Genomic DNA, 26,973 nt, shown 5'->3' on the forward strand with positions numbered 1-26,973 from the left:
AGCGTCATGAAAAACATGTCTTTCGCCTCTCACGTTGTTTCCACCGGGCTGCGCTCAGCAGGGCTGCGCTCTACTGGGCTGCTCTCAGTCGGGCTGCGCAGCCGCCTCGGGCTGGCCAGCCTCGCCGTGGCCGCCACGCTGCTGTTGAGCGGCTGCAGCCTGCTCGCCCCGCAGCCGCTGGAGGCTGCCAGCCCGATGCCGACGCTTGCGAGTCTCGAGCAGACCAGCACCCAACGTCTGATTCTGCGTGTGGCGCGTATAGAGAGTGATGACAGCGCAAAACGGACTGTCGCTGTGGACGCCGATGCCGAGGCTGGCGAGGGTACGCAGGAGCAGAATCTGCCACCTCTCATCGGCGTCCTGCGTCAATCGCCCGAGGCCATGCGGCTGGTCATGCTCAGCGTGCAGGGCCAACGCCTGCTGACGCTGGTGCAAGACGCCGATGGCAGCCGTTTCGAGAAGGCGCGCCCCGAAGTGCTCGAGAAGCTGCCCTTCAGCGCCGACTGGCTGGCGCGGCGTATCGCCTGGGTGCACTGGCCGCAGGCCGCGATCGATGACGCCTTTGCGAACACAGGCTGGCAGCTGGTACAACGCGGCGACTGGCAACAAAGTCGCCAGCCCGCGCAGCGCATCATCACGCAAGATGGTGTAACCATCGCCGAGCTGACCCGCGATGCCAGCGGCCGCGTGACCCTGCGCGACCCGGCAGCCGACATGCAGCTGACGCTGGAACCGCTGGCAGCGCCCAGCACACAGAACGCCCCTGACGACTCACCGGAAGCTCCCGCGCATGACTGAATCTGTTGCAACCGTGGCCACCGCTACCACGAAGGGCCGCGACACTGGCAACGCCTGCCGCCTGTCTCGCCCCGGCATCGTCTGCCCGCTGGGTGCAGACCACGGCCTGATCAGCAGTGCGCTGTTCAGCGCCAGCCGTGGCCTGCGCGTCAGTGATGACTTCAGCCCCGGCACGCCGCTGTCACTGGGGCGCGTCACCGCGCGGCTGGTGGATGACAGCGACTGGCCGGCCCCGCTGCGCTCACGCAACAACCGCCTGCTGGCCACCGCGCTGGAACAGCTGGCACCGGAGCTTGAAGCCCTCAAGCGTCAAGGCATCGCGCCGGAGCGCATCGGCGTGGTGCTCGGCACCAGCACCTCCGGCATCGGCGAGACGGAAGCCGCGATGGACGCCCAGCGCGCCGCCGTCGCCCAGGGCACGCCGAGCGCCGACAGCTGGCCGCAGAGCTTTGAATACCGTCGTCAGGAACTGGGCGCACCCGCCGAGTGTGTCGCCTGGCTGAGCGGCGCGCGCGGGCCGATCTACACCCTCTCCACCGCCTGCACCTCCAGCGCCAAGGCCCTGGCCAGTGCGCGACGTCTGCTGGCCTCCGGCCAGTGCGATGCGGTGATCGCCGGTGGCGCCGACAGCCTGTGCCACATGACGGTGAAAGGCTTCATGAGCCTGGAGGCCGTCAGCCGCAAGCAGAGCCAGCCGCTGGGAGCCGAGCGTGATGGCATCAATCTGGGCGAGGCCGCGGTGTTGTTCGTGGTCACGCCGGAGCGCGGCGGTGTACAGCTGACCGGCGTCGGTGAATCCAGCGATGCCCACCACATTTCCGCGCCCTGCCCCGATGGCAGCGGCGCCGAGGCCGCCATGCGCGGCGCGCTCGCCAGTGCCGGACGCGCCCCCGGCGAGATCGACTACATCAACCTGCACGGCACCGCCACGCCGCTGAATGATGCGATGGAAAGCCTCGCCATCAGTCGCCTGTTCGGTACGGATGCCGATGCTGACGAGCCCCGTCTGCCCGCCGTCAGCTCGACCAAGGCTCTCACCGGCCATACGCTGGGCGCCTGCGGGGCACTGGAAGCCGCCTTCTGCTGGCTGGCGCTGGAACATGGCCGCCTGCCGCTGCATGCCACGCCGCGTGAGGCGCTGGACCCGGCGCTGCCTGCGCTCAATATCGTCTATCGTGACCGCCCCGAGACCCCGCCGCTGCGGGTGATGAGCAATGCCTTCGCCTTCGGCGGCAACAATATCTCGCTGGTGCTGGAGCGCCACACCACCGACCCGGAGTCCTCTGCATGCTGACCCCGAGCACCGACTCAGTTTCCCCTGCTAGCGCTGAGGTGCAGCCCCGTGAGGCGCGCTATCCCGCCATGCCCTGCGCCATCGGCCCCTATATGCCCCATGATGCCGGCATGTGCCTGCTGGATAGCGTGCTGCGCTGTGATGAGCATTCGCTGAGCGCCGATATCACCCCGACGCCAGACAACCTGTTCGCCGAGCAGGATGACGACGGCCAGGCCGTGATTCCCGCCTGGGTCGGGCTTGAGTGGATGGCGCAGGCCATCGCCGCCTGGTCGGGCCTGCAGGCCGCGCGCAGCGGCCAGCCGCCACGGGTCGGCTTTCTGCTCGGGAGTCGCCGCTATGAGAGCGAAGTCACCGCCTTTTCCTGCGACTGTCGCTGGCAGATTCATGTTCAGCTCGACTATCGTGCCGACAACGGTCTGGGCGCCTTCGAGGCCACCATCAGCGACGAGCACGGCGCCACTGTCGCGCGTGCCGGCGTCAATGTCTTCGAGCCGGCGCCCGAGGCACTGCCCTCCGCGGCGTCTACGCAAGAGACCGCACAAGAATCCTCACCCGGACAGCAGGATGCTGCCGGTGCCTCATCGCAAGGTAATGTCTGATGTCTGTCACATCCCCCGCTACTGAAACTGCCACCGCCGCCCCTGAAGCACGCGAGTGGATTCTGGTCACCGGCTCCAGCCGTGGTATCGGCCGCGCCATCGCGCTGCGTCTGGCCCGCGAAGGCTACAACCTGGTGCTGCATTGTCGCTCGCGCCGTGACGCCGCCGAGGAAGTCGCGCGTGAGATCAGCGCCCTGGGCGGCGAATCGCGCATCCTGAGCTTCGATGTCGCCGACCGTGAGGCCGCACGCAGCGCGCTGGAAGCCGATATCGAGGCCCACGGCTGCTACTACGGGGTGGTCTGCAATGCCGGCATCCATGCCGACAACGCCTTCCCGGCGCTCACCGATGAAGACTGGGACAGCGTGATCCGCACCAACCTCGATGGCTTCTACAACGTCATCAAGCCGCTTTCCATGCCGCTGGTGCGCCGCCGCAAGCCGGGGCGCATCATCGTGATGTCCTCGGTGTCGGGCATGATGGGCAATCGGGGTCAGGTCAACTATTCCGCCGCCAAGGCGGGGCTGATCGGCGCGGTCAAGGCACTGGCGGTGGAGCTGGCCAAGCGCCGCATCACCGTCAATGCCGTCGCACCGGGCGTCATCGCCACCGAGATGACCGAAGGCGTCGAGATGGAAGAGGCGCTGAAGATGATTCCCATGCGTCGCGCGGGGGAAGCCGAGGAAGTCGCCGCCACCGTGGCATTCCTGTGCTCGAAGGACGCCGGCTACATCACCCGCCAGACCATCGCGGTGAACGGGGGGATGTTCTGATGACGGCTTCCTCTCACGCACTGCGCGGCAGACGTGTCGTGGTCACCGGCATGCATGGCTTCTCGCCCATCGGCAATGACTGGCCGACCCTGCGCGCCAACCTGGCCGCCGGGCGCACCGGCATCCGCTATATCGAGGACTGGGACAAGTACGACGGCCTCAACACCCGCCTCGGCGCGCCGGTCAACGATTTCGAACTGCCCAGTCACTACAACCGCCGCGCGCTGCGCAGCATGGGCCGTGTGGCGCAGCTGGCGACCCGCTCCAGCGAACTGGCGCTGGAAGCGGCCGGCCTGAGTGACAGCCCGCTCAAGGAGAGCGGCCAGATAGGCATTGCCTACGGCGCCTCGGCCGGTGAGCCGGACGCGGTGGCCGACTTCGGTAACATGCTGATCAACCACTCCACCGACGGGCTCAGCGCCAATTCCTATATCCGCATGATGGCGCACACCGCGCCGGTCAATATCGGCGTCTTCCTCGGCATCAAGGGGCGGATCCACACCACCTCCAGCGCCTGCACCTCCGGCAGCCAGGGCATCGGTTACGCCTATGAGGCGATCCGCTTCGGCCGCCAGACCGCGATGGTCGCCGGTGGCTGCGAGGAGCTGTCCGCCGCCGACGCCGCCGTGTTCGACACCCTGTTCGCCACCAGCACCTGCAATGAGCGCCCGGACCTGTCACCGCGGCCCTTCGATGCCGAACGTGATGGCCTGGTGATCGGCGAAGGCGCCGGCACGCTGATTCTGGAAGAGCTGGAGCACGCCCTGGCGCGCGGCGCGACCATCCACGCCGAGATTCTCGGCTTCGGCACCAACTCCGATGGCCGTCACGTCACCCAGCCGGACGCCAACATGATGGAAGCCGCAATGCGCATGGCGCTGGAGGATGCCGGTGTCGAGGCCAGTGAGATCGGCTATGTCAGCGCCCATGGCACCGCCACCGAGCGCGGCGATATCGCCGAGAGCCACGCCACCCATGCGGTGTTCGGTGATAGCACGCCGATCAGCGCCTTCAAGAGCTTCACCGGTCATACCCTGGGGGCCTGTGGCGCGCTGGAAGCCTGGATCGCCATCGAGATGATGCGCGATGGCTGGTTCCACGGCACCGCCAATCTCACCAGTCTCGACCCGCGCTGTGCGGCGCTGGACTACCTGCGTGATGGTGGCCGCGAGATCGAGACAGATACGGTGATGAGCAACAACTTCGCCTTCGGTGGCATCAATACCTCGCTGATACTGCGTCGCTGGCAGGGCGAGTGAGTCATTGGCAATCTGATCCGGCGCCAGTCACCACGCTTCGCGCTGACGCCTTTGCAGGGTGTCGCCAACGTACGACTTTGCAGCGGGCCGGATCTGGCGCAAGATACGCGCCCGCTGCATGGTCTATGGTGTGATTGGCTCACGCCCCTGGCTGGCTGACGGCGATATTCACTGGCGTCGCGCCAGTCAATCACCCTGTTAGGAGAGGTCTCAGATGGCGTCACGTTCTGCTCAGTCGCTCGCATCCTCGAAACGTTCCGCGGCACCTGCCACGCGCGCCCGCTCGGGTCGCGCCTCGCGTGTGCTGACACTGGTGTCTGCACTGCTGCTCGGCTCTGCGGGGCTTGTAGCCTCCGCGCCGGCGGTGGCACGGGACACGCAGCACTTCCTGCCGATCATGCCGGTGATGGCCAGCACCGCGGCCAGTCAGCGTCTGGGCAAGGACGTGGCCTTCTTCTTCGGTGACAAGCAGCCCTACGAGCGGATCGAGAAGCGCGGCTGGGCACGGGTGAACCCGAAGACCAACGCGACCAACAAGAGCGATGCGGAAGCCTGTCGCTGGGTGTTCCTGTCGGCGCTGCGCGAGCTGCAGGAAAAGGCGCGCGAATATGGGGCCAATGCGGTCATCAACATTCGCAGCGACTATGACAAGGTGCCCTACTCCAGCAGCGAGAAGTACGAGTGCCATGCGGGCAATATCGTCGCGGGCGTCGCGTTGCGTGGGGATCTGGTGATCCTGCATCCGAAGAACTGATTCGCCATCATGACGGCCAGGCAAGGCAAGGATGTGAGCGGGACAGGCGAGCCGGTTGAGGATAACTCGGCAATCGAGCCTGCGACGCGCCCGACCGATCACCCCGCCTACCGCTGCGTGGTGCTGGGGCATGCTGCAGCGGATGGCTCCGCTTCGCTGAGCGCTGGTTCGCTTAGCACTGGCTTGCTTAACAACGAGCCGCCAAGCACCGAGCCGCTGATCTCGCATGATCCCCACGCCCTCGCCGCCTTCTTGGCATCTGCGACTGGCGGCGCTGCCCGCGCCTTGCCGAATCACTGCTCTGAATCCTCCTCTCGGCCAGCCCGCCTGTGGCTGGCCGAGGCCTGTGTGCTGCCAGCGTTTTATGCTGATCTGGCTGATTCCTCTGCCAGCTCCTCGGCTGTTGCTTCCCGCCGTCGCTCGCTGCGCGCACGCCAGCCGGATGTGGATAACGCGGACACCCCCGTGTCATCTGCCAAGGCCCGCCGTCGCCAGCAACGTGAAGCCGAGTCACACCTCGCCCGCCTTCTACTTGGCCAACTCGCCGCGGCCCAAGGCATTATGCTGCCACTGGCCGATTGGTCGCCGCGTGGCCAGGCTCCCCATCACCCTGCGCTACCAGCAGGCTTTTACGTCTCCATCGCCCACCGCCACGGCCATGTACTCGTCGGCCTCGCCACCCTCCCACTCGGGCTGGACCTCGAATACCACAACCCCCGCCACGCGCACGACCTCGACGCCCGCATCGCCATGCTGCCCCTGGACGCACGCGAACGCCTCGCTGAGGCATCACACCTCAGCGAGACAGAACGACTGGACGGGTTTTATCGGGAATGGGTGAGGTATGAAGGATTTATAAAAGCTAGTCAATTTATGTGCATACTAGGTAGAACTTGCAAATCAGCCCAACATATAAAGAGGTTATTTTTGTAATGTCTTAAAAATAAAATGCGCTACTGCAATAATGCCGAACCCGAGGATTACAAACAATAATGCAAGCCTAAACGAAGCATTAAGTTGTGGTGAGAAAAATATATATGACAGCAAAACCAGCAATAACCCAACAATAGCCAAGACATTATCTAAAGTGGTTATCCTCTGTCTAACAATACCGCCAAAATAAACAACAAAATACCACAATATAATGTAACCTATGCCTAGCATAAACAACTTAACTGCAACATCGAACTTCTCATCGCCGAAAATTAAGAATACAACAATTCCGCCCAGGCTATAACTAATAATGACTGATATTGATGCTGCCCCTATACCTACGCCAAGATCTAGAGCTGACTCTAAACCAGTCTTTATGAGGGATATAAAACGAGTTTCACGCGACATCAAACGATCTATCATCAAGAGTACAATAACACTAAAAGTACACATATACAGGAAGATATTAAGCGCAACACCTTCCTCTATAAATTTCAATAAATAGCTGGAATCTCGATTATACACCTCAACCAGGGAAGAAAGTAAGCCTATAAACAATCCGAAAATAAAAAATATTGTTACAGGATTAACTAACTCACTGTACCTTGAAAGCACACTTTCATCTTTGTATTTCATGAATCACCATTAAAGTTAGAACTGGAATTTCACGCTACCAAAAAATCAAACACTATCAAGACCTATAGCAAAAAATAACCTTATCAATCTAAAAACACCACACTTAATCATTACTCCAAAAACAGTGTATTACATCAATAAACCTATACATTCTTTCAACAATATTAATACCTAACTATTAGTTGCCAATAGTAGATGACAAAACACATCACCACCATGTGATGCAAACTGGCTTAGTTTTCCCCATTATCCTGCTCGGGCTGGACCTCGAATACCGCAACCCCCGCCACGCCCACGACCTCGACGCCCGCATCGCCATGCTGCCCCTGGACGCACGCGAACGCCTCGCGGAAGCATCACACCTCAACGAGACAGAACGATTGGATGAGTTTTATCGGGGATGGGTGCGGTATGAGCCAGTAATTAAAATTCATTTAAAATATCAAGAAAATAGTAACATCCCAACTCCTGAATATCTTCACTATAACTTGTGAATCTTTTTCGTATATTCCCACAAATCTCCATACAAGCTTCCTCCTATATCTTTAGGCCTAATACCCAAAAAATAGTAAGCACTATTAAATTCACGAAGACTGATTTTTGTACTGACTTTATCATTTTCATTTCGCGCAAAATCAAACAATTTATTAGTTAATGCGTATACCTCTGCAGTGCCAAGGAAATTTGAAAAAAGCATTGCTTCTGACTGCACGCCGCCTCTACGCATTGTCTTCTTAATATCCTCAAGTCTCGAGCTGTGGACCTGCAGCTTACCCAGTAGAGAATATATATAATCTCCCACTTCAGGGGTGGCATATCTAATACAATCTTTAAATATTGGCTGATATTTTTGAGGAGTTGATATTTCACTTTCAAAATCTCGTTCACCCCAAGCCGACAAATACAGCTCAGCGCATTTTTCATAATAATCGAGTAGCTCACTTAGAGCTTCACTTAGATATGCTTTAGTAGCCTCAAACTCTCTTTTCCTTTGTTTTTCTTCACGATATTTGGTAGACAAATATATAATATAACTTGAAGAAAAAGCTAAAACACCGACATTAAGACCTTGCCATCGATCCCAAACACTTTGTACATAGACCCAATCCCCTACTAAAAATGGGTAAATCACCATCGAAGAAAGATAAATACCAAAAATCATTACAAAAAAGCAAGCGACCAAGTTATTAAATACTTTAGTTGACCCACTCAAAGATATCAAAAAAGCATTATTAACTTTCTTTCTCGAAAAAACCATAGTAACTCCAACTTACAAATACTATTCATAATACAAAAACCCGCCAGAGAAAACTCTGGCGGGCTTAGAAAAATCATACTGCGAGTTACTTAACGGCGGCTACCACGGTAATTTCACACAGCAGTTCCGGGCTGGCCATGGCGGCTTGTACACAGGCGCGGGCGGGGGCGTGACCTTGTGGCACCCAGGTGTCCCAGATGTCGTTGAAGGTCTTGAAGTCGTCCATTGTCTTGAGATAGACGGTGGCGGAGAGCAGGTGCTCACGGTCGGTGCCGACTTCTTCCAGCAGCGCATCGACACGCGCGAGCATGCTGTTGGCCTGGTCCGTGATATTCCCGAAGCGATGGTCCGGACCGGCGACCTGGCCACACAGGTAGATGGTGTTGTTGTGGATCACGGCGCGGCTCATGCGCGGCTTGGTGTCATGGCGTTGGATGTTCATCGAGAGTGTCCTTGTGCTGTTCTTCTTGGGTAGTGGAAAAGTGCCCCCAGCGGTGCTGATACAGAAAAGACCGCTGGCGATACAGGGTGAGGTCAGTCCTTCAGCGTTCCAGATTCGCGCGAGCGGCGCAACGCGACCTGCGGAGAATATTACCCTGCATCAGAAGAACCTGTGGTTTCAGTTATGGGGGCTCTTGTGGTGGCTCTTGTGGTGACAGCTGTTGTTTCACGCGTGCTGCCGGTGATGCAGGAAAACGGGCGTGAACTCAAGACTGCCGGTATACGAAGACACCCGCCAGACAGCAAGACGCCGCGCCCGAGAGATGACGGAAGCGCGGCGTCACGGCAATGATGAAGCGGCTCGCTCATCAGCCAATGCTCATAGAGCCGCCTGAGCGACTCTGACACGGCTCAGCGCAGGATCAGCAGCGGCACCGTGGCGTTGCGAATCATCTCGGTGGTGGTGCTGCCGACCAGCAGCTGACGGATGCGCGAGTGGCCGTAGGCACCCATCACCAGCATGTCGATGGCGTGCTCCTTGGCATATTCGCGCAGACAGGCTTCCACCTCCCCTGCTCTGAAGCTGGCCTGCACGCTGAAACCTGCCGCGGTGAGGGTGTCGCGCGCGGCGTCCAGCGGGGCCTGATGTTCCACCGACTCCGCGCCGACCATCACCAGATGCAGCTCCGCGCCTTGCAGTAGCGGGCTTGCCGCCAACACCTCGACGGCGCGCTTGATGGTGGTACTGCAATCGAAGGCGATCAGCACCCGCGTCGGCTGATTGAACTCGCCCGGCACCACCAGCACCGGACGATGCAGGCTGCGAATCACGCGCTCCAGATTGCTGCCCAGATGCTCGCTGGCCTGCTCCGCCCCTTCGCCGCGCTTGCCGATCACCAGCAGGCGAATCTCGTCTTCCAGCTCCGCGAGGGTCTCGACCAGCTCGCCATTGCGCTGGCGTGGACGCGGCTCCGCGATACCCGCCTGCACGGCGCGCTCGTAGGCGGCCTCCAGCATCAGGCGGCCCTGCTCCTGGGCGATACGCCCGCGTTGCTCATCCAGGGTGGCGAGCTCTTCCAGCAGATGCTCGCGCGCACCGAGCCCGATGCTGCCGGAGAGATCACTGCTGGTCTCGCCCGCCCCTTCCTGGCGGTCGATCACATGCAGGAAGCTCAGCGGCGCCGAGAGACGCTTGCTGGCCCATACGGCGGCATCACACACGGAGACGGCAAAGGCGGAGCCGTCAATGCAGGCGGTGACCTTGTCATGGCCTGTCAGGGCACTGGCAGAGGATTGGCTCATGGCGTGCTTCCTTATGCTGACGATCAAGGTGGCGCTTCAGGCGCCTGTTTCGAGATTACCACTTTCCGACCCCACCAACGCAAACGGCGGGCAGCCCGTGAAGGACTGCCCGCCGTCTTTACGCATCAATCACGCTGCTGGCGCCCCCGCCCTCGATCAGGCGGGGGGAGCCAACGGGATCAATGACCCATCAGCTTCTCGACCGCATCCGGCTTGTCATGCACCGCGAAGCGATCCACCAGCGTGGCGCTGGCTTCGTTGAGGCCACGTACCTCGACCTCGGTCCCCTCGCGGCGGAACTTGACCACCACGGTGTCCAGCGCGCCGATGGCGGTGATGTCCCAGAAGTGTGCACGGCTGACGTCGATGACGACACGCTCGACGGTCTCCTTGAGGTCAAAACCGGCCTGGAACTGCTCGCTGGAGGCGAAGAACACCTGACCGACCACGCGGTATTCGCGGGTACGGCCATCGGCATTCATGTCGCTGCCGATGTGCAGCACCTGACCGATCTTGTTGGCGAAGAACAGCGCCGAGAGCAGCACGCCGACCAGCACGCCGATCGCCAGGTTGTGGGTCGCGACCACGACGGCCACGGTGCCCAGCATGACGATGTTGGTGGACATCGGGTGGGTCTTGAGATCACGGATCGACTGCCAGGAGAAGGTGCCGATGGAGACCATGATCATCACCGCGACCAGAGCGGCCATCGGAATCTGCGAGACCCACGGCCCGAGGAACACGACCAGGATCAGCAGCACGACACCCGCCACCATGGTGGAGAGACGCGTACGACCGCCGGACTTCACGTTGATCATCGTCTGGCCGATCATCGCGCAACCCGCCATGCCGCCGAGGAAGCCGGTGACGACGTTGGCCGCGCCCTGGCCCTTGCACTCACGGTTCTTGTCGGACGGCGTATCGGTCAGATCATCGACCAGGGTGGCCGTCATCAGGGATTCCAGCAGACCCACGACCGCCAGCGGCAGCGAGTACGGCAGGATGATCCACAGGGTTTCCAGATTGAAGGGGATGTCCGGAATCAGGAACACCGGCAGGCTGTCCGGCAGCTCGCCCATGTCGCCGACGGTGCGGATATCCAGACCGACGACCATCGAGAAGATGGTCAGCACGATGATGCAGACCAGCGGCGACGGCAGCAGCTTGCCGACCTTCGGCACCAGCGGCAGCAGGTAGATGATGCCGAGACCGGCCGCCGTCATGGCGTAGACGTGCCAGGTGACGTTGGTCAGCTCCGGCAGCTGGGCCATGAAGATCAGGATCGCCAGCGCATTCACGAAGCCGGTGACCACCGAGCGCGACACGAAGCGCATCAGCGAGCCGAGCTTGAAGTAGCCGAAGATGATCTGGATCACGCCGGTCAGCACGGTGGCGGCCAGCAGGTATTCCAGGCCGTGGTCCTTGACCAGGTCGACCATCAGCAGTGCCATGGCACCGGTGGCGGCGGAGATCATGCCCGGACGGCCACCGGCAATGGCGGTCACCACGGCGATGGAGAAGGAGGCATACAGGCCGACCTTGGGGTCGACACCGGCAATGATGGAGAAGGCGATGGCTTCGGGGATCAGGGCCAACGCCACCACCAGGCCGGACAGGATGTCGGGCCGGAGGTTGGAGAGCCACTGCTGTTTGAGGCTGCTTGTCATCGAGTCGTCCGCAACAGGTTGGGGAAGGTGGTGTGCGTGCTGAATCCTGGCGCTGTCGAGTCAGTCTGGCGTCCGGTTGTTGCAATCTTCATCACTGCCGTCAGGGGCAGTGCCGCTCGCGCCTGGCTCGCGTCGTGAAGTCGCCGTCGTTTCCGGTCGCCCCGTGCCTTTCTTCGCGCCATGAGCTATTCGCTCCGGTCGCCGTGAGGCGTCCAGAGGGCTGTCATTTGACAGTGAATAAACTCGGGGATGGGCGGGATTGTATCAGCTGCCGCCCGCAGACGCATCCGCAGAAGGCGTACGCGTGGCCTGCAGGTGACGCAGGCGGCGGTCGATCAGACTCTTGATCAGCATCGCGCCCAGCACCATGGCGCCGCCCGCCCAGCCGCGCAGGGTCAGCGACTCGTCCAGCACCCACCACACCCACAGGATGCCGAACACGCTTTCCAGCAGCATCAGCAGCGCCACCTCGGCGGACGGCAGATACAGCGGACCACGCTGGATCAGCGTGAAGCCCAGCGGCGAGAGCACCAGACACAGCAGCACCAGCCAGCCGGCGCGCTGGGCGAAATCAGCGCTGTGCGAGGGCCATAACTGGGTGAGCACGCTCTCGAGGCCCTCTGCTGCACCCTCGCCTACCCCTACCCCAGAGACTGCCAACCATGTGCAGGCCAGCAGGCCGCACAGCGCGGTCATAAGTCCCGACAGTGTCAGCATCGGGCTCATGTCGAGGCCCGGGCGCGTGCGACACAGCGTGAAGTTGCCCGCCAGTGACAGGCTGCAGCCCAGCGCGAGCAGATTGCCGGTCAGCGAACCGCTGCCCGCCTCGTCCATCACCAGCAGCGTGATGCCCGCCAGCGAGACCAGAATCGCGCCCCACACATGGCGCGGCTGGCGCTCGCCCAGCCATAGCCGCGACATCAGCGCCGCGAACAGCGGACTGGCAGCGAGGATGATCAGCACGTTGCCGGCGCGGGTGTATTGATTGGCGAGCACGAAGCCCAGCGTGGAGCCGGTGAACAGCAGCGCGACCCACAGCCCGGTGCGCCCGCAGCCACGCATGCGCGCCAGCGCACTGGCGAAGCGCTGGGCAGGCCCGCCGCGCTGGGTGAGCAGCAGAATCAGCGCGAAGCCGATGGCCGTAAGCAGGCCGCGCCAGAACACCAGCGGGCCATCGGCGACATCGGCGAGACGCAGCAACAGCGCATCCGGCGAGATCAGCAGCACGCCCAGCGCCGTCAGCGCGACGCCGCGCGCCTGCAGGGCTCTGGTATCCGGACTGTGATCACGGGAAAGATGGGAGTCAGTCGACGGCTTCATGCACGCTCAGTCCGATTCGATGGACAGGTGCGACTGACGCCAGTCGACCACCGGCCAGCCACGCGCTTCGGCGAACTGGCGCAGCGGCGCATCCGGCTGGGTGGCGTGGGGATGATCGACCCGCTCGAGCAGCGGCAGGTCGTTGTGGGAATCGGAGTAACCCCACAGTGCCTGCGGCGCACGCTTGAGCTGGCTGGCGTCTTCCAGCCAGGCATCCAGCGCCGCCAGCTTGCCTTCGCGGAAGGTGACGATGCCGGTGGTCTCGCCGGTGAAGCGGCCCTGATCATCGAAGGCAGGATGGGTGGCCAGCGCGCCATCGGCGGTCAGGCGACTGGCGATGGGGCCGACCAGATGATGCATGGAGGCGGAGATGATCAGGGTGCGATGGCCCGCCTCGCCGTGTTCGGCCAGCCGTGCGATGCCGCCTTCCAGCAGACGCGGCATCACCATTTCTTCCACGAAATCATCGACTTCACGACGTACCTCATCGCGGTGCCGTCCGATGAGCGGGCTGAGCAGATGGCCGGTGTGCTCGTGGATGTCCAGGGTGCCGGCGTGATACTCGCTCTGGTGGCGCTCGCCGATGGCCATGAAGGCCTCGACATCCTCGATCCAGCCACAGGCGGCCATCCAGCGCATCCACATGCCGGTGCAGTCGCCATCGAGCAGGGTATCGTCGAGATCGAACACCGCCAGCGGGGAATCCAACTGGCAGAAATGGCGTAGATACCCCTCACCCGGTGGGGATAGCGGTGGCAGCAGCGTCACGGCATCGCAGTCGGCACAGAGATCCGCCAGCGGCGAGCGGCGGACCTCTACCCCGGGGGCAGCATTGAGGGCGCGCGGCGCAGCAGAGGGTGAGGGCATGGTTCGAGTCACGACAGGCTCCGAGTGGACGAGGGAGTCAACGGCTTCCTGCCGTTACTGCGTGACCCTCGCATGCGGCGCCGCGCTGGGCAAGTCCGTCGCGCATTCATGACCCGCTGTCGCTGCGTGCGGCGCTAGCGCTGGGCGAGTCGAGCGAGCGCCAGGCTGGCAATCGCGGTGTCCTGCACGCCGGTACCGGTAAGGTCTGCCACCGTGATGAGGGTATCAGTGGCGGTATCGGTCTGTTCTCCGCTGTTCTGGTCACCCTCACGCAGACGACGCCCATCGGCCAGCAGCTTGCCCAGCTCGTACACCTCGCACGCCTTGGCCTGGTCTTCATCCAGCCCCTTCAGCTCGCCATTGATTTCCGACTGGGCGCGGCTGTCACACACGAAGTAGTCGCAGTCGGTCAGCACGTCGGCCTCCAGCTCACGCTTCTCTGGGCTGTCGGAGCCCATCGCGGTGACATGCACGCCTTCCGGCAGCATCGAGTATTCCAGCAGCGGCGTGTGGGACGGCGTGGCAGTGATGATGATATCGGCGTTCTGACACACCGCATGCAGGCTGTCATGGCTGCGCACGGTGAGGCCCAGACGCTGCTCGGTGTCGCGCGCGAAGCGCTCGCCGCGCTCCTTGTCACGCGCCCAGACATCGACACTCTCGATGTCACGCACCAGCCGCAGCGCTTCCAGCTGCAGGCTCGCCTGCTCACCCGCGCCGATCAGCGCGACGCGCTTGCTGTCGGGGCGTGACAGGGCCTCTGCCGCCACGGCACCGGCCAGTGCGGTGCGAATGGCGGTGAGATAGCCGCCGTCATCCAGCAGGGCCTTGGCCAGCCCCGTCTCGGCGGAGAACACCACCATCAGGCCATTGAGGCTTGGCAGGCCGCGGGCGGGATTGTTGAAGAAGCCGGGGCTGATCTTGATCGCGAAGTGCTTGAGCCCCTGGATGTGGGCGGTCTTGACGTCCACCTCGCCATTGGCCTCCTCGATGGCCATCGACAGGATCGGCGGCTGCACCACCTTGCCTTGGCCCAGCGCGATGAAGGCATCGCGAATGGTGCCCAGTGCCGTGGCGTCCAGCCCCACGACCTGCTCGATCTGTTCACGGGAATACGTCTGCATGCTTTGTTGAGTCGGTTCCGTCATGCGCCCTCCTCCTGGTGTGCCGTCATCTGTCTCACGCTGTGAGCCATGGGCGAATAAATCACTGCTGAGCGTCCGCCAGCAGCGCTCTGGCCTGATCGAAGGTTTCCAGACTGACCCCATTGCCGCTGATGATCAGCGCGACACGCTGGCCGCGGATCGACTCGGCCAGCGCCGGGTCGGTCTCGCCCAGTCGCGAGGCCTCAAGCGCGGCAAGCCCGACCACGGCGGCGCCCTCGACCAGCAGCTTCTCCTCTTCCAGCAGCATCAGCATGGCGCGAGCGATGGCGCGCTCGCTGACCTGATGGTGTTCATCCATCACGCGGCGCACCAGCGGCAGCGTGGTGTGATTGCCAAGCCCGATGCCGCCGCCCAGCGAATCGGCGAGACTGGCGACCTCTTCCACCTCCACCGGTGTGCCCGCCTGCAGGCTATGCCACATCGCGGCGCCTTCGGTGAGGCTGATGCCATGCACACGGGTCTCGGGGCGAATCGCCTTGAGCGCTGCCCCGATGCCGCCGAGCAGGCCGCCGCCGGACAGTCCGATCAGTACCTGATCGAGCTGCGGGCAATCCTCCATCAACTCAAGCCCGATGGTGCCCTGACCAGCCGCGATCAGCGGGTCATCGAAGGGCGGCACCGCCAGCATGCCCTCCTCCTCGACCAGCCGATTGACCTCGTGGAAGGCCTCGTCCTGGCTGCGCCCGACCCGGCGCACCTCGACACTGCCACCAGTGGCACCGCCCAGCTCACCCAGCGCCTCGATGGCACGCACCTTGTTGGCGGGCACCTGCTCGGAGAGACAGATGACCGCCCTGAGGCCACGGCGCATCGCGGCGTAGGCCAGCGCGCGACCATGATTGCCGGTGGAGGCGGTGGTCACGCCGCGCTGGAGGCGTTCGAAGGCCTCCCCAGAGGCCTGTTCCGCCACGGCGGCCAGCAGATTGCTGGCCCCGCGCAGCTTGAAGGCGCCAGTGGGCTGACGTGTCTCCAGCTTGAGCAGAATCTCGGCATCGAAGCGCCGTGACAGCGCCGGTGAAGGCACCAGTGCCGTGCGTTCGACACCCGTGGCCGTCGATGAATGAAACAGCCGCTGGCGCGCGGCATGGATATCGGCCAGCGCCAGCGGCGTTTCCCGTGTGCTCTTGAGCGGGGGTAAGGTCAATGCCATGGATTACTTGTCACCAGAAGCGGGATCACCGGAAGAGAGATCGCCATTGTCGACAAGCTCCTGATGCACCTTGTCCACGGCGCGACGCGCGCGGGCGACGATGTCATCGATTTCCTCAGGCGTGACCACCAGCGGCGGCGCGAAGCCGAGAATGTCGCCCTGCGGCATGGCGCGAGCGACCAGGCCTTCCTCGAGGGCTGCCGCGGAGATGCGCGGGCCGACCTTGAGCGCTGAGTCGAACGCCTTGCGCTGTGACGGCTGCGGCGAGAACTCCAGCGCCGCCAGCAGGCCGATGCCACGCACATTGCCGACGATGGGGTGATCGGCGAAGGCGTCCTGCATGGCGTTCTGCAGATAGGCGCCGGTATCGCGGGCGTTGTCGACCAGGCGCTCGCGACGGATGATCTCCAGGTTGGCGACACCGGCGGCGGCGCCCAGCGCATGGCCGGAGTAGGTCCAGCCGTGGCCGATGGGGCCGAATTCGCCGGTGCCCTGCTCCAGCACCTTCCACACGCGGTCACCGACGATGACCCCGGACAGCGGCTGATAGGCGCTGGTCAGGCCCTTGGCGATGGTGACCAGGTCCGGCTTGATGCCGAAGTGCTGGTAGCCGAACTGGCTGCCGATGCGCCCGAAGCCACACACCACCTCATCGCAGATCAACAGGATGTCGTGGCGCTTGAGCACGGCCTGGATGGCCTCCCAGTAGCCCTCCGGCGGCGGCACGATGCCACCGGTGCCCAGCACCGGCTCGCCGATGAAGGCGCCGACGGTCTCCGGCCCTTCGGCCTGGATCATCGCCTCGAGCTTCTCGGCGCACCAGGTGGAGAATTCACGCTCGCTCATCTCGGCGCACTCGGCGGGACGGCGATAGTAGTCCGGCGCCTCGGTGTGCAGGATGCCGGGAATCGGCAGATCGAAGTGATCATGGAAGGCCGCCAGCCCGGTCAGCGAGCCTGAGGCGATGCCGGAGCCGTGATAGCCGCGCCAGCGCGAGATGACCTTCTTCTTCTCCGGCTTGCCGATCACGTTGTGGTAATAGCGCACCAGCTTGAGCTGGGTCTCGTTGGCATCACTGCCGGACATGCCGTAGTAGACCCTGGACATGTCGGGGCCGGCCAGTTCGAGAATCTTCTCGGACAGCGCGATCTGCGGCTCGTTCGAGTGGCCGACATAGGTGTGGTAGTAGCTGAGCTTGAGGGCCTGCTCGTGGATGGCATCGGCGACTTCCGTACGTCCGTAACCGATGTTGACGCAGTAGAGGCCGGCGAAGCCGTCGATCAGCTCACGCCCGTCACGCTCGCGGATGCGGATGCCTTCGCCGCCGGTGATCACGCGGCCCGGCGCATCGCCCTGGGCGTAATCGCGCAGGTGGGTCGAGGCATGGAAGGTGACCTTGCGGTCACGACGAATCAGCTCATCGGTCGAGGTCGCGTCGTCGAAGCTGGCGGCCTGGCTCAGGGTGTTATCGGTGCTCATGTGACTCTCCGAATGCTCAACTAGGGGGCGATCGACCGGCGGTGCTCAATGACCACCGGTCGCCATGATCGACATGTGACAGTGAAGGATGTCCGTCTCAACTTCCGGAGGCGCTTTCCAGTCCACCCAGACAGTAGTACTTGATATCGAGATATTCCTCGAGCCCCTGACGCCCACCTTCGCGGCCCAGACCAGATTGCTTGACGCCGCCGAAGGGAATCGGCGCGCCGGTCATCTTGACGGAATTGACCGAGACCATGCCGAAGCGCAGGCCACGCATCAGTTGCCAGATGCGGCGCACATCGTGGGTATAGACGTAGGCGGCGAGGCCGTATTCGGTGTCGTTGGCCATCGCGATCACCTCTTCCTCATCGTGCCAGGCGGTGATGCCGGCCACCGGCGAGAAGGTTTCCTCGCGCCAGACGCGCATGTCCGGCGTGATGTCGGCCAGCAGCACCGGCATGAAGAAGTTGGGGCCCGGCGCCATGCTCTGGTCGCCGTGGATCAGCCGCGCGCCGCGCTCGACGGCGTCATCGACGATGGTCTGCGCCTTGGCGACGGCGTCGCGGTGGATCAGCGGACCAAGGTCGATCCCTTTCACCTGACCATTGCCGACCTTGAGCTGCTTCATGATGCGCGCGAAGTGGCTCAGGAAGTCCTCGTAGAGGCTGTCGTGGACCAGGATACGGTCGGCCGCGAGGCAGTCCTGACCGGAGGTCTGGAACTTGGCATCGACGGCGGCGCGCGCAGCCTCTTCGGGGTCCATGTCCGGCCCGACGATGAAGGGCGCATTGCCGCCCAACTCCAGCGAGACACGCTTGACGCTATCGGCGCACTGCTTCAGCAGCAGACGCCCGACCCGGGTGGAGCCGGTGAATGACAGCCCGGCGACGCGCGGGTCATCACACAGCTGCCTGGAGACCTCGGAGGCCTCGCCGGTGATGACGCTGAAGACACCGGCGGGAATGCCGGCACGCTCGGCCAGCTCCGCCAGCGCCAGCGCCGAGAACGGCGTCTCGCCGGCCGGCTTGACCAGCACCGTGCAGCCTGCCGCCAGCGCGGCCGCGGCCTTGCGGGTGATCATCGCCAGCGGGAAGTTCCACGGCGTGATCAGCGCCGCGACACCGATAGGCTCACGCACGGTGCCCAGCGCGGCATTCGGAATATGGCTGGGGATGGTCTCGCCGAAGGCACGATTGCCCTCCTCGGCGAACCAGTGAACGAAGCTGGCGCCGTATTCCACTTCGCCACGCCCATCTTCCAGCGACTTGCCCTGCTCACGCGTCATCAGCATGGCCAGGTCTTCCTTGTGGGCGCGGATGAGGTCGTACCAGGCATCCAGCAGCTCGCCGCGCTGGTCGACGCGCAGCTTGCGCCATTCACGCTGGGCCGCATCGGCGGTGGCGATGGCGGCGTCGATCTGCGCCTCCTCGAGCCACGGCACCTGGCCGAGACGCTCGCCGGTGGCGGGGTCGAAGACCGCCTCCTCGCGCCCGCCTTCGCCATGCACCCAGCAGCCATTCACGTAGGCGAGCTGGCGAAACAGGCGCGGGTCTTCCAGGGCAATGCCTTGGCTGGCGAACTGGGTGGGCTCGGACGTCGCTCCGTCCTGGGAAGTTGCCCACTGTCGTGCAAGAGATTGAGCACTCATCGCTTGTCTCCCGGGCCGCACGGCCGTCATCTGAGAAGGCGGAACACCGCCAAAGACAACGCCCACCGAAACGCGGCGGGCGTCATGTGATGACCTCAGTGTGGGGGAGATGAGACGTGGAGACTTTCGGAATACCCGCCAACGACTTGGCGTTCTTTCTGTTGTGGCGGGCAAAGTGCGGATTCTTTCTGTGTGGCGAGTTCCTGACTAGACCGTTATGGATCAGAGCGTCACTGATCGGACCGACGTGGCTCAGGCGGTCACGACATCACTCTCGGTCAGCTCGGCGTAGAGTTCCGGGTAGGCTTCCTGGAGGCGCTCAAGCTCGGTGCGCGCATGTGGGATGGCATCGGTCAGCTGCTGCCATTCCTCGTCACTGAGGTTGTCGCGCATCAGCGGGAACAGCTCCTGGCGCTCGGCACGCAGGTAGTCACGGTGTGCCTCCACATACTCGCGCAGGTCGGCATTGAACTGATCCATCGGGATGATCTGGTCCATCAGGATGCTGTCGAGATTGTCGGACAGCTTGTCCAGACGCTCGTGCAGGGTGCGATATTGCTGGATGAGGCGCTGACAGAGTGGCGCGGCGTCTTCGGAGCGTTCGCACAGCATCTGGGTGCATTGACGCTCCAGCGGAATGATGAAGCCCTGCATGTAATCGAGAATGTAATCCACCACCTCACGCATCATGCGAAAGTCGGGACGCTCACCACTGACGAGCGTCTTGTGGCGGTGCGAAAGCACGTGCAGCAGACGGGCCATGTTGGCGTGGTCCTGGCGCAGCTGAGTCACATTGGGCATGACTTCCTCCTCCTTACGGAACAGGTGGCCGATGCTGGCAGACAGCGCTGCCGCCTCGGGCATTGCTACCGAATGTAGCAATGTCGTCACCTAGAAGTGTAGGACACATCCCCCGAGCGCCAGTTAGACGTTGGGTGGGATTGCCTAAATGAGCGTGTCATGCTGTCAGGAAAACATGACAGTCTGGTGCAATGCCACGCGCGGCTTGAGGCCGCTGACTGTCCGTGCCGCCCCTGCTGATTTGTACAGGCCTGCAGGATCGGCCATGATGAGCGCAATACTGCCCCACGCCTGCCGGAGCCAGACTCGCCGATGGATCTTTTTGCCGATACCGCCTCGAATTCCCATGCGCCACTGGCCTTCCGCATGCGTCCCCGCACCCTGGATGACTACATCGGACAGACAGCGTTGGTCGGGCCTGACATGCCGCTGCGCCAGATGGTGGCCTCCGGCGTGGTGCGCTCGATGATCCTGTGGGGGCCGCCGGGGGTCGGCAAGACGACGCTGGCCGAGATTCTCGCCAATGGCTGTGATGCCCATCTGGAGCAGCTCTCGGCGGTGATGGCCGGCGTCAAGGACATCCGCGAGGTGGTGGAGCGCGCCAGACACTTCCAGGCCAGCGATCGCCAGACGGTGATGTTTCTCGATGAGATCCACCGCCTCAACAAGAGCCAGCAGGACGCCCTGTTGCCGCATGTGGAATCCGGCCTGCTGACGCTGATCGGCGCGACCACCGAGAACCCGTCCTTCGAGGTCAACTCGGCCCTGCTATCGCGGGCGCGGGTCTATGTGCTCAAGGCCCTGGAAACCGAAGACCTGATCGAGGTGCTGACGCGCGCCCTGCAGGATGAGGTCAACGGCCTCGGCAAGCGTCATATCGAAGCCAGCCGCGAGACGCTGACCCGCATCGCGCGCTCGGCCTCCGGCGATGCACGCCGTGCCCTCGGCCTGCTGGAGACCGCCTGTGACTTCGTGCGTCGTGAGCCCGACGCCCAAGGGGGAACGCGCGAGATACTCGAGGATAGCTCGCTGGAGGCCGTGCTGGGCCATCAGGCCTCCAGCTTCGACAAACAGGGCGATGACTATTACGACCTGCTGTCGGCGATCCACAAGTCGATACGCTCCTCGCGGCCCGACGCGGCACTGTTGTACATGGCGCGCTTCATGGATGGCGGCGGCGACCCGCTGGATGTCGTGCGGCGTCTGACGGCGATTGCCTCCGAGGATGTCGGCAACGCCGACCCACGCGCCCTGCCGCTGACCATCGCCGCCTGGGACGCCTATCTGCGCCTCGGTGACTACGAGGGCCAGCGCGCCATCGCCCATGCGGCGATTCACCTGGCCATCGCGCCCAAGAGCAATGCCATCGAGGTGGCCTGGAAGGAAGCCAAGACCTTCGTGCGCCAACAGCCCCACTTCGGTGTGCCGGTCTACCTGCGCAATGCCCCGACCACGCTGATGAAGGAGCTGGGCATGGGCGAAGGCTATCGCTATGCCCACAACGAGCCCAATGGCTATCCGGCCGGCCGCTCCCACGATGCCTGGCCAGAAGAGCTGCCGACCCAGCAGTTCTATCGCCCGACCCAGCATGGTGGCGAGAAACGCTTCGCCGAGATAGAGCGCTGGCGCCGCGAGCAGGACGCCGCCGCAGACCGTGGCGAGACGCCCGGACAGAGCTGATCAGCGGCGAATCCTGCGCGCACATGGCTGCCAAGTCGCGACTGGCACAGACAAGAACGCCCGGACCAGATGGTCCGGGCGTTCTTGTTTATTCAAGCGTATTCAGGATTTGCGCTGCACCTTGGGCGTGATCACTGCTCGCGAATGACGTCGGCGCCTTGCGGGATCTGGAACACGAAACGGCTATCCTGCAGCGACGGGTTGTACTGCACGTTGCTGAAGTCGATCGCCGTGCGCTGGCCGGTGGAATCCGCCATCTGCAGCATGTCGAGCTGCTCGCTGTCGAAGGTCAGCTTGAGGCTTTCAAACAGCGTATCGGCCTGTTTTGGCGTCAGCGTGAAGGTCTCACGTGCGCCCTGCTGCTGACGCTTGACCGCATAGTTGGCGGTCAGCTCGCTGGCACGACCGGACAGCAACAGCGCCGGCGTGTGGGTGACGCGCTCATCCAGCGGCTGCACGGTGACCTGCTCGAGGTCCGGATCATGCAGATAGACTTCCTTGCCATCCGACACCACTTCCTGACGGTACGGCGCATCGACGCTCCAGCGGAACTTGCCCGGGCGCGACAGCCACATCTTGCCCTTGGCTTCCTGCAGACGCTGACCGGAGGCATCGAGGATCTGCTGATCGAAGTCGGCAGCATAGGTCTTGAGCGGCTCCAGCAGGCGCGCCAGACGATCGCCTGCCGACTCCTCGGCGTGCGCTGGCAGAGCGGCCATGCCCAGCATCAGCGCGGCGCCCAGCCCCTTGGCCAGACGAGAGGTCAACGAAGAAGCGAAAGAACGGGACAATGTCTTCATGAAACTCCTTGCGATGAGGAAGACCAGTGGCAAGCCTCGGCAACGGGCACCGATGCCCTGCACCTGACCATCATCATTTCAGCGATTCGGGATGATCACTGCCAACAGCCTGCTGGCAGTGATCTGTTATCTGACGTCTTTGACACGAAGGGGAGCAAAAAGCTCCCCTTCGTGTGTTTCAGCGATCAGGCCTGCGGCGGCTAGCCGCTGTGGTTGGGCGCGATCACTTCCCGCGAGCCATTGGTGCCCATCGCGGAGACGACGCCCGCCATCTCCATCGCCTCGACCAGACGCGCGGCGCGGTTGTACCCGATCTTGAAGCGACGCTGCACGGCAGAGATGGAGGCACGACGCGACTCGACCACATAGGCCACGGCCTCATCGTAAAGCGCATCCTGCTCGGCATCGCTGTCCTCACCTTCGGCCTCGAGACCGGCCAAGGCATCCGCCTGCACGCCACCGGTGAGGATCTCCTCGATGTACTCCGGCGAGCCGCGACGCTTCCAGTCATCGACCACACGGTGAACCTCGTCATCATCGACGAAGGCACCGTGAACGCGCGTCGGCATGCCGGCACCGGCCGGCAGGTAGAGCATGTCACCGTGACCCAGCAGGTCCTCGGCGCCGCCCTGATCGAGGATGGTGCGCGAGTCGATCTTGGAGGAGACCTGGAAGGCCATGCGCGTCGGGATGTTGGCCTTGATCAGGCCGGTCACCACGTCCACCGACGGACGCTGGGTGGCCAGAATCAGGTGAATCCCCGCGGCGCGCGCCTTCTGGGCCAGACGTGCGATCAGCTCCTCGACCTTCTTGCCGACGATCATGAACATGTCGGCGAACTCGTCGATCACCACCACGATGTAGGGCAGCTTGGCGAGCACCGGCGGATGCTGGTGCATCTCCCAGGGCTGCGGCTCCCACAGCGGGTCGGCGATCTGGGCACCATGTGCCTCGGCTTCATCGATCTTGGCATTGAAGCCGGCCAGGTTGCGCACGCCCATGGCGGCCATCAGCTTGTAGCGACGCTCCATCTCGGCGACACACCAGCGCAGGGCATTGGCGGCCTCCTTCATATCGGTCACCACCGGCGCCAGCAGATGCGGAATGCCGTCATAGACCGACAGCTCCAGCATCTTGGGGTCGACCATGATCATGCGCACTTCATCCGGCGTGGCCTTGAGCAGCATCGAGATCAGCATCGAGTTGATGCCGACTGACTTGCCCGAACCGGTAGTACCGGCGACCAGCAGGTGCGGCATCTTGCCGAGGTTGGCCACGACAGGTGCGCCACCGATGTCCTGACCCAGTGCCAGCGTGACCGGAGATTCCGCCAGCTGGTAGGCATCGGAATCGAACACTTCACGCAGGCGAATCATGGCGCGGTTGGGGTTGGGAATCTCGATGCCGACCGTCGGACGGCCCGGAATCACCTCGACCACACGCACGCTCTTGACCAGCAGCGAACGCGCCAGGTCCGTCGACAGGTTGGAGATCTTGGACGCCTTGACGCCCGGTGCCGGCTGAATCTCGAAGCGTGTGATGACCGGCCCCGGCCAGACATCCGCCACCTCGGCCTTGACGCCATACTCGCGCAGACGCACCACCAGCAGCTCGGCCATCTGGTCGAGTTCTTCTTCGCTGTAGTTGGGCTTCTGGGCATCCGGCGGCGTCAGCAGGCTCAGCTGCGGCAGGTCCCCTTCCGGTTCATCCTCGTGATCGGCGCCTTCATGGCGCTGACTCTGCATGTGCTCCACGGTCCACAGCGTCGGGCCGGAGGGATCACTGGCAGCCGCCTGTGCATCCTCCGCCGTCGCCAGACGACCGCCGCCCGGCACCATGCCGGGCTCATCGCCGTCATAGGCCCAGGACGGGCGCTCGGCCGGTGCGGGTGTCGCTTCCGGCGTGGCTGTCGGCGCCTCGAAAGGCGGCACATGCTCGGCCTGAGGCGCCACGGAATCGGGCTCCGCTGGCGCGACCGGCTCGGCCGGTTGATGAGGCGCTGCTGGCTGACGCGGCTCAGGGGCATGCTGCTGCGGCGTGGCAGACGGGCTGCTCGGCGCCGCAGGCGCGTCTGCCTGTGTCGGCGCGTTACCCGCCGGCTGCTCGAAGGCATCATCCCAGGAGACGACCGCCTTGCGAGCGGGAGCCTCGGATGAGGCCGCCGCGACACCGGCCGCCATCACACCCGCACCGGCTGCCAGCCCTGCGGCCGTGGCGAATTGACCACCACTGCCGGGCAGGGGCGCATCATCGTCGTCCCTGGGCTCCGGCGGTTGATTGCGGCTATCCGGCGCGGCATCGCTGCGCTCGCGCGCAAGTTGCGCGTCGCGCTCACGCTGCGCCTCTTTCTCAATCTGCGCCTGCTTTTCAAGCTGCGCTTGTCGCTCTGCCGCTTGCTGCTCGGCTGCACGCTGTGCTTTCTGTTCTGCTTCGCGCTGTGCTTTCTGTTCTGCTTCGCGCTGCGCCTCCTGCTCTGCCAAGCGCTGCGCCTCCTGTTCAGCCAAGCGCTGCGCTTCCTGCTCGCGAGCCAGCTCTTGAGCCTGAACCTGAGCTTGTGCCTGTGCCTTGTGAGCTTCGGCCTCGCTCTGCGCCTGAGCGCCTTGCGCCGTCTCGTGACGAGCAGTCTCATGACGAGACGTGTCATGACGAGACGTGTCATGACGAGCGGCCGGCGCAAAGGCAGAGGCGGCGTCCCAGGCAGCAGGGGCGGCCGTGCTGTCGGAGGCTGATGCCGTGTCTTCGGCGGCAGGGCCTGGCGTCGCCGCCTTGGGAGCCTGCGTCGTGACTGAGGCGTCAGCATGACGCTGGCGCTCGGCCTCAATGGCAGCAGCTTGCGGCAGACGGGAACGCGTGACATCGGCATGCGCGACACGCGGCGCGGAGGCAGCCTCTGCCGCCACGGCGGTCTTCAGGGCCGCGGCCAGATCAACCCCTTCGATGCTGACATTGGCGCTCTGCACCGTCATGCGCTCGGTGTAGGCAGCGCCCGGCACCTTGGCGGAAGGCGTGGTTTCAGCGGTCTGCCACGGGATATCGGTGCTGCGGTCATCCGCGAAGTCATCGCGAGCGCTGATGGCCTCATCGGTGACGCCATCCAGAGATGGCTCGACACGGCGCTGACCGCGCGGCTCGGCGGCGATGCCTTCTGCCTCCTGCCGGCGACCAAGCAGAATCTCGTCGCTGTCCTCGTCCCACTCCTCCTCGCGGGCACGGCGGCCCGGCAGCAGACGCTGCCACCAGCTCAGTTTGGGGGCCGGGTCGCGATCCGAGTCATCCTCTTCGCCGTCCTCATGCGTCAGCGACTCTTCGGCGTAGGCTGCCTCGTCATCGTAGGCGTCCTGATCGTCGCGGCGGCTGTTGAAGCGCTCGGCGAACCAGCCGGACACCCGCATGCAGCCATTGCCCAGCTCATCCATGACCGTCAGCCACGACATGCCGGTAAACAGCGTGAAGCCGCACAGGAAGCTGGCCATCGCGACCAGTACCGTGCCACCCATGCCGATCAATGGCGTCAGTGCCCCGGCGATGCCCTTGCCGAGAATGCCGCCCGCGCCGTTGGTCAGCTGGCTGTCGGGGCTGTAGAACTGGATATCGCCGATGACGCAGGTCGCCATGATCAGCAGGAACAGGCCGCCAGCGCGCACCGCGATGGTCGTCGGATCCCACACCAGCTCTGTACTGGGCTGACGCATCAGACGCCAGGCACCGAAGCCCAGCATCGCCGGCCACCACAGGGCACTACCGCCGAACAGCGAATACAGCACGTCTGACAGCCAGGCGCCGATGCTGCCCATCCAGTTGCTGGGCGTCAGCTCAGGGCCGCTGTAGGACCAGCCGGGGTCCGTCGGCGCATAGCTGAACAGCGCCAGCAGCATGAAGACGCAGAGGCTGAGCATGAGAATGACCACGCCTTCACGGCTGACGCCCTGCAGGGTGGTGGTCAGGCGTGATGGTGGTCGCGCTGCCTTCTCCGCACGCTGCTCGGCGCGGATGGCCTGGCGTTCGGCGCGTTCGGCCTGACGCTCGGCGCGGCGCTGGGCTGCAGGGCTCTCTTCCTGCACGCGCGGCTTGTTTCTGGCCTTGGCAGCAGGCTGGCCGCTGGCATCCTTCCTCGCGGGCTTGCCGGAGACGCGCGGCGTCTTGCGTGCCGGGCTGGACTCAGTGGCCGAAGCACCGCGCAGACGCGCGAAGAAGCCCGGCGAGTCCGCTTTCTGACGGGCACGCTTCCTGGGTGTTGCTGCCGCACGGCGGCTACGGGTTTCAGGCTTGGCCTGTTCCCGACTTGTCTTTCTGGCACTCTTGGCAGTCAAGTCGCCATCCCCCTTGCACCTTGTGGGCGATT

General features: G+C 63.5%; 22 protein-coding genes. 8 read left to right on the forward strand and 14 right to left on the reverse strand.

The window, feature by feature from the left end; translation table 11 throughout:
* The first annotated feature begins 6 nt into the window (after positions 1–6).
* From H2O77_RS13855 to H2O77_RS13880, 6 genes are all read left to right on the forward strand, one after another.
* Positions 7–798: a DUF3261 domain-containing protein gene (locus H2O77_RS13855; protein WP_215823338.1), complete on the forward strand. Its 792-nt coding sequence runs from the start codon at positions 7–9 to the stop codon at positions 796–798.
* Positions 791–2,092 carry a beta-ketoacyl-ACP synthase gene (locus H2O77_RS13860; RefSeq protein WP_215823339.1) on the forward strand — a complete coding sequence of 434 codons (1,302 nt, stop codon included), beginning with the start codon at positions 791–793 and terminating at the stop codon, positions 2,090–2,092. Before H2O77_RS13855 ends, H2O77_RS13860 begins: the two co-directional genes overlap by 8 nt.
* A complete protein-coding gene (locus H2O77_RS13865; RefSeq protein WP_215823340.1) occupies positions 2,086–2,694 on the forward strand; it encodes a hotdog family protein in 609 nt (202 codons plus the stop codon). Before H2O77_RS13860 ends, H2O77_RS13865 begins: the two co-directional genes overlap by 7 nt.
* Positions 2,694–3,467 (forward strand): 3-oxoacyl-ACP reductase FabG, encoded by a 774-nt coding sequence (gene fabG, locus H2O77_RS13870; RefSeq protein WP_213114482.1) that lies wholly within the window; start codon positions 2,694–2,696, stop codon positions 3,465–3,467. Before H2O77_RS13865 ends, fabG begins: the two co-directional genes overlap by 1 nt.
* Complete coding sequence (locus H2O77_RS13875; RefSeq protein ID WP_215823341.1) at positions 3,467–4,726, forward strand: beta-ketoacyl-ACP synthase; 1,260 nt, start codon at positions 3,467–3,469, stop codon at positions 4,724–4,726. The genes fabG and H2O77_RS13875 overlap by 1 nt, the downstream gene beginning before the upstream one ends.
* 214 nt (positions 4,727–4,940) lie before the next feature.
* Entirely contained in the window at positions 4,941–5,480 is a 540-nt protein-coding gene (locus H2O77_RS13880) for a heavy metal-binding domain-containing protein (RefSeq protein ID WP_213114480.1), read from the forward strand.
* Between the two features lie 921 nt (positions 5,481–6,401).
* Here H2O77_RS13880 and H2O77_RS13885 read toward each other — a convergent pair.
* Complete coding sequence (locus tag H2O77_RS13885) at positions 6,402–7,049, reverse strand: hypothetical protein (RefSeq protein WP_215823342.1); 648 nt, start codon at positions 7,047–7,049, stop codon at positions 6,402–6,404.
* A 221-nt stretch (positions 7,050–7,270) separates the two neighbouring features.
* On the opposite strand from H2O77_RS13885, the gene H2O77_RS13890 reads away from it, so the two are divergent.
* Entirely contained in the window at positions 7,271–7,543 is a 273-nt protein-coding gene (locus tag H2O77_RS13890; protein ID WP_215823343.1) for a hypothetical protein, read from the forward strand.
* On the opposite strand, the gene H2O77_RS13895 is transcribed toward H2O77_RS13890, so the two are convergent.
* From H2O77_RS13895 to H2O77_RS13945, 11 genes are all read right to left on the reverse strand, one after another.
* Positions 7,531–8,307, reverse strand: coding sequence for a hypothetical protein (locus H2O77_RS13895; protein WP_215823344.1), 777 nt, complete (start codon positions 8,305–8,307; stop codon positions 7,531–7,533). The genes H2O77_RS13890 and H2O77_RS13895 overlap by 13 nt on opposite strands.
* An 85-nt stretch (positions 8,308–8,392) precedes the next feature.
* On the reverse strand, positions 8,393–8,749 hold the full coding sequence (locus tag H2O77_RS13900) for a RidA family protein (RefSeq protein ID WP_043331456.1): 357 nt from the start codon (positions 8,747–8,749) through the stop codon (positions 8,393–8,395).
* A gap of 410 nt (positions 8,750–9,159) precedes the next feature.
* Entirely contained in the window at positions 9,160–10,050 is an 891-nt protein-coding gene (locus tag H2O77_RS13905) for a universal stress protein (protein WP_215823345.1), read from the reverse strand.
* A gap of 179 nt (positions 10,051–10,229) precedes the next feature.
* Positions 10,230–11,717 carry a SulP family inorganic anion transporter gene (locus tag H2O77_RS13910; protein ID WP_215823346.1) on the reverse strand — a complete coding sequence of 496 codons (1,488 nt, stop codon included), beginning with the start codon at positions 11,715–11,717 and terminating at the stop codon, positions 10,230–10,232.
* 264 nt (positions 11,718–11,981) lie between these two features.
* A complete protein-coding gene (locus H2O77_RS13915) occupies positions 11,982–13,037 on the reverse strand; it encodes a DMT family transporter (RefSeq protein ID WP_215823347.1) in 1,056 nt (351 codons plus the stop codon).
* A 6-nt stretch (positions 13,038–13,043) separates the two neighbouring features.
* Positions 13,044–13,904 carry an HAD-IB family hydrolase gene (locus H2O77_RS13920; protein WP_054555611.1) on the reverse strand — a complete coding sequence of 287 codons (861 nt, stop codon included), beginning with the start codon at positions 13,902–13,904 and terminating at the stop codon, positions 13,044–13,046.
* A gap of 134 nt (positions 13,905–14,038) precedes the next feature.
* On the reverse strand, positions 14,039–15,052 hold the full coding sequence (locus tag H2O77_RS13925; protein ID WP_240548617.1) for a cyclodeaminase: 1,014 nt from the start codon (positions 15,050–15,052) through the stop codon (positions 14,039–14,041).
* A gap of 58 nt (positions 15,053–15,110) precedes the next feature.
* Positions 15,111–16,220, reverse strand: a complete 1,110-nt coding sequence (locus H2O77_RS13930; protein ID WP_215823348.1) for a pyridoxal-phosphate dependent enzyme — start codon at positions 16,218–16,220, stop codon at positions 15,111–15,113.
* Between the two features lie 3 nt (positions 16,221–16,223).
* The gene (locus H2O77_RS13935; RefSeq protein WP_215823349.1) at positions 16,224–17,699 is read right to left on the reverse strand and encodes an aminotransferase; all 1,476 of its coding nucleotides are present in this window, start codon (positions 17,697–17,699) and stop codon (positions 16,224–16,226) included.
* 97 nt (positions 17,700–17,796) lie between these two features.
* The gene (locus H2O77_RS13940; RefSeq protein ID WP_213114990.1) at positions 17,797–19,350 is read right to left on the reverse strand and encodes an NAD-dependent succinate-semialdehyde dehydrogenase; all 1,554 of its coding nucleotides are present in this window, start codon (positions 19,348–19,350) and stop codon (positions 17,797–17,799) included.
* A gap of 252 nt (positions 19,351–19,602) precedes the next feature.
* Complete coding sequence (locus H2O77_RS13945) at positions 19,603–20,151, reverse strand: hemerythrin domain-containing protein (RefSeq protein ID WP_043331576.1); 549 nt, start codon at positions 20,149–20,151, stop codon at positions 19,603–19,605.
* A gap of 312 nt (positions 20,152–20,463) precedes the next feature.
* On the opposite strand from H2O77_RS13945, the gene H2O77_RS13950 reads away from it, so the two are divergent.
* Positions 20,464–21,831 (forward strand): replication-associated recombination protein A, encoded by a 1,368-nt coding sequence (locus H2O77_RS13950; protein ID WP_215823350.1) that lies wholly within the window; start codon positions 20,464–20,466, stop codon positions 21,829–21,831.
* Positions 21,832–21,962: 131 nt separating this feature from the next.
* On the opposite strand, the gene lolA is transcribed toward H2O77_RS13950, so the two are convergent.
* A complete protein-coding gene (gene lolA, locus H2O77_RS13955) occupies positions 21,963–22,631 on the reverse strand; it encodes an outer membrane lipoprotein chaperone LolA (RefSeq protein ID WP_213114992.1) in 669 nt (222 codons plus the stop codon).
* Positions 22,632–22,831: 200 nt separating this feature from the next.
* Complete coding sequence (locus H2O77_RS13960; protein WP_215823351.1) at positions 22,832–26,941, reverse strand: DNA translocase FtsK 4TM domain-containing protein; 4,110 nt, start codon at positions 26,939–26,941, stop codon at positions 22,832–22,834.
* Between the last annotated feature and the right edge of the window lie 32 nt (positions 26,942–26,973).

Source organism: Cobetia sp. 4B, from assembly GCF_018831605.1.
Lineage (GTDB): Bacteria > Pseudomonadota > Gammaproteobacteria > Pseudomonadales > Halomonadaceae > Cobetia > Cobetia amphilecti.

Coding starts and splice junctions, on each gene's coding strand:
- H2O77_RS13855 (WP_215823338.1), top strand. CDS start 7: ATGAAAAACATGTCTTTCGCCTCTCACGTTGTTTCCACCGGGCTGCGC.
- H2O77_RS13860 (WP_215823339.1), top strand. CDS start 791: ATGACTGAATCTGTTGCAACCGTGGCCACCGCTACCACGAAGGGCCGC.
- H2O77_RS13865 (WP_215823340.1), top strand. CDS start 2,086: ATGCTGACCCCGAGCACCGACTCAGTTTCCCCTGCTAGCGCTGAGGTG.
- fabG (WP_213114482.1), top strand. CDS start 2,694: ATGTCTGTCACATCCCCCGCTACTGAAACTGCCACCGCCGCCCCTGAA.
- H2O77_RS13875 (WP_215823341.1), top strand. CDS start 3,467: ATGACGGCTTCCTCTCACGCACTGCGCGGCAGACGTGTCGTGGTCACC.
- H2O77_RS13880 (WP_213114480.1), top strand. CDS start 4,941: ATGGCGTCACGTTCTGCTCAGTCGCTCGCATCCTCGAAACGTTCCGCG.
- H2O77_RS13885 (WP_215823342.1), bottom strand. CDS start 7,049: ATGAAATACAAAGATGAAAGTGTGCTTTCAAGGTACAGTGAGTTAGTT.
- H2O77_RS13890 (WP_215823343.1), top strand. CDS start 7,271: ATGCAAACTGGCTTAGTTTTCCCCATTATCCTGCTCGGGCTGGACCTC.
- H2O77_RS13895 (WP_215823344.1), bottom strand. CDS start 8,307: ATGGTTTTTTCGAGAAAGAAAGTTAATAATGCTTTTTTGATATCTTTG.
- H2O77_RS13900 (WP_043331456.1), bottom strand. CDS start 8,749: ATGAACATCCAACGCCATGACACCAAGCCGCGCATGAGCCGCGCCGTG.
- H2O77_RS13905 (WP_215823345.1), bottom strand. CDS start 10,050: ATGAGCCAATCCTCTGCCAGTGCCCTGACAGGCCATGACAAGGTCACC.
- H2O77_RS13910 (WP_215823346.1), bottom strand. CDS start 11,717: ATGACAAGCAGCCTCAAACAGCAGTGGCTCTCCAACCTCCGGCCCGAC.
- H2O77_RS13915 (WP_215823347.1), bottom strand. CDS start 13,037: ATGAAGCCGTCGACTGACTCCCATCTTTCCCGTGATCACAGTCCGGAT.
- H2O77_RS13920 (WP_054555611.1), bottom strand. CDS start 13,904: ATGCCCTCACCCTCTGCTGCGCCGCGCGCCCTCAATGCTGCCCCCGGG.
- H2O77_RS13925 (WP_240548617.1), bottom strand. CDS start 15,052: ATGACGGAACCGACTCAACAAAGCATGCAGACGTATTCCCGTGAACAG.
- H2O77_RS13930 (WP_215823348.1), bottom strand. CDS start 16,220: ATGGCATTGACCTTACCCCCGCTCAAGAGCACACGGGAAACGCCGCTG.
- H2O77_RS13935 (WP_215823349.1), bottom strand. CDS start 17,699: ATGAGCACCGATAACACCCTGAGCCAGGCCGCCAGCTTCGACGACGCG.
- H2O77_RS13940 (WP_213114990.1), bottom strand. CDS start 19,350: ATGAGTGCTCAATCTCTTGCACGACAGTGGGCAACTTCCCAGGACGGA.
- H2O77_RS13945 (WP_043331576.1), bottom strand. CDS start 20,151: ATGCCCAATGTGACTCAGCTGCGCCAGGACCACGCCAACATGGCCCGT.
- H2O77_RS13950 (WP_215823350.1), top strand. CDS start 20,464: ATGGATCTTTTTGCCGATACCGCCTCGAATTCCCATGCGCCACTGGCC.
- lolA (WP_213114992.1), bottom strand. CDS start 22,631: ATGAAGACATTGTCCCGTTCTTTCGCTTCTTCGTTGACCTCTCGTCTG.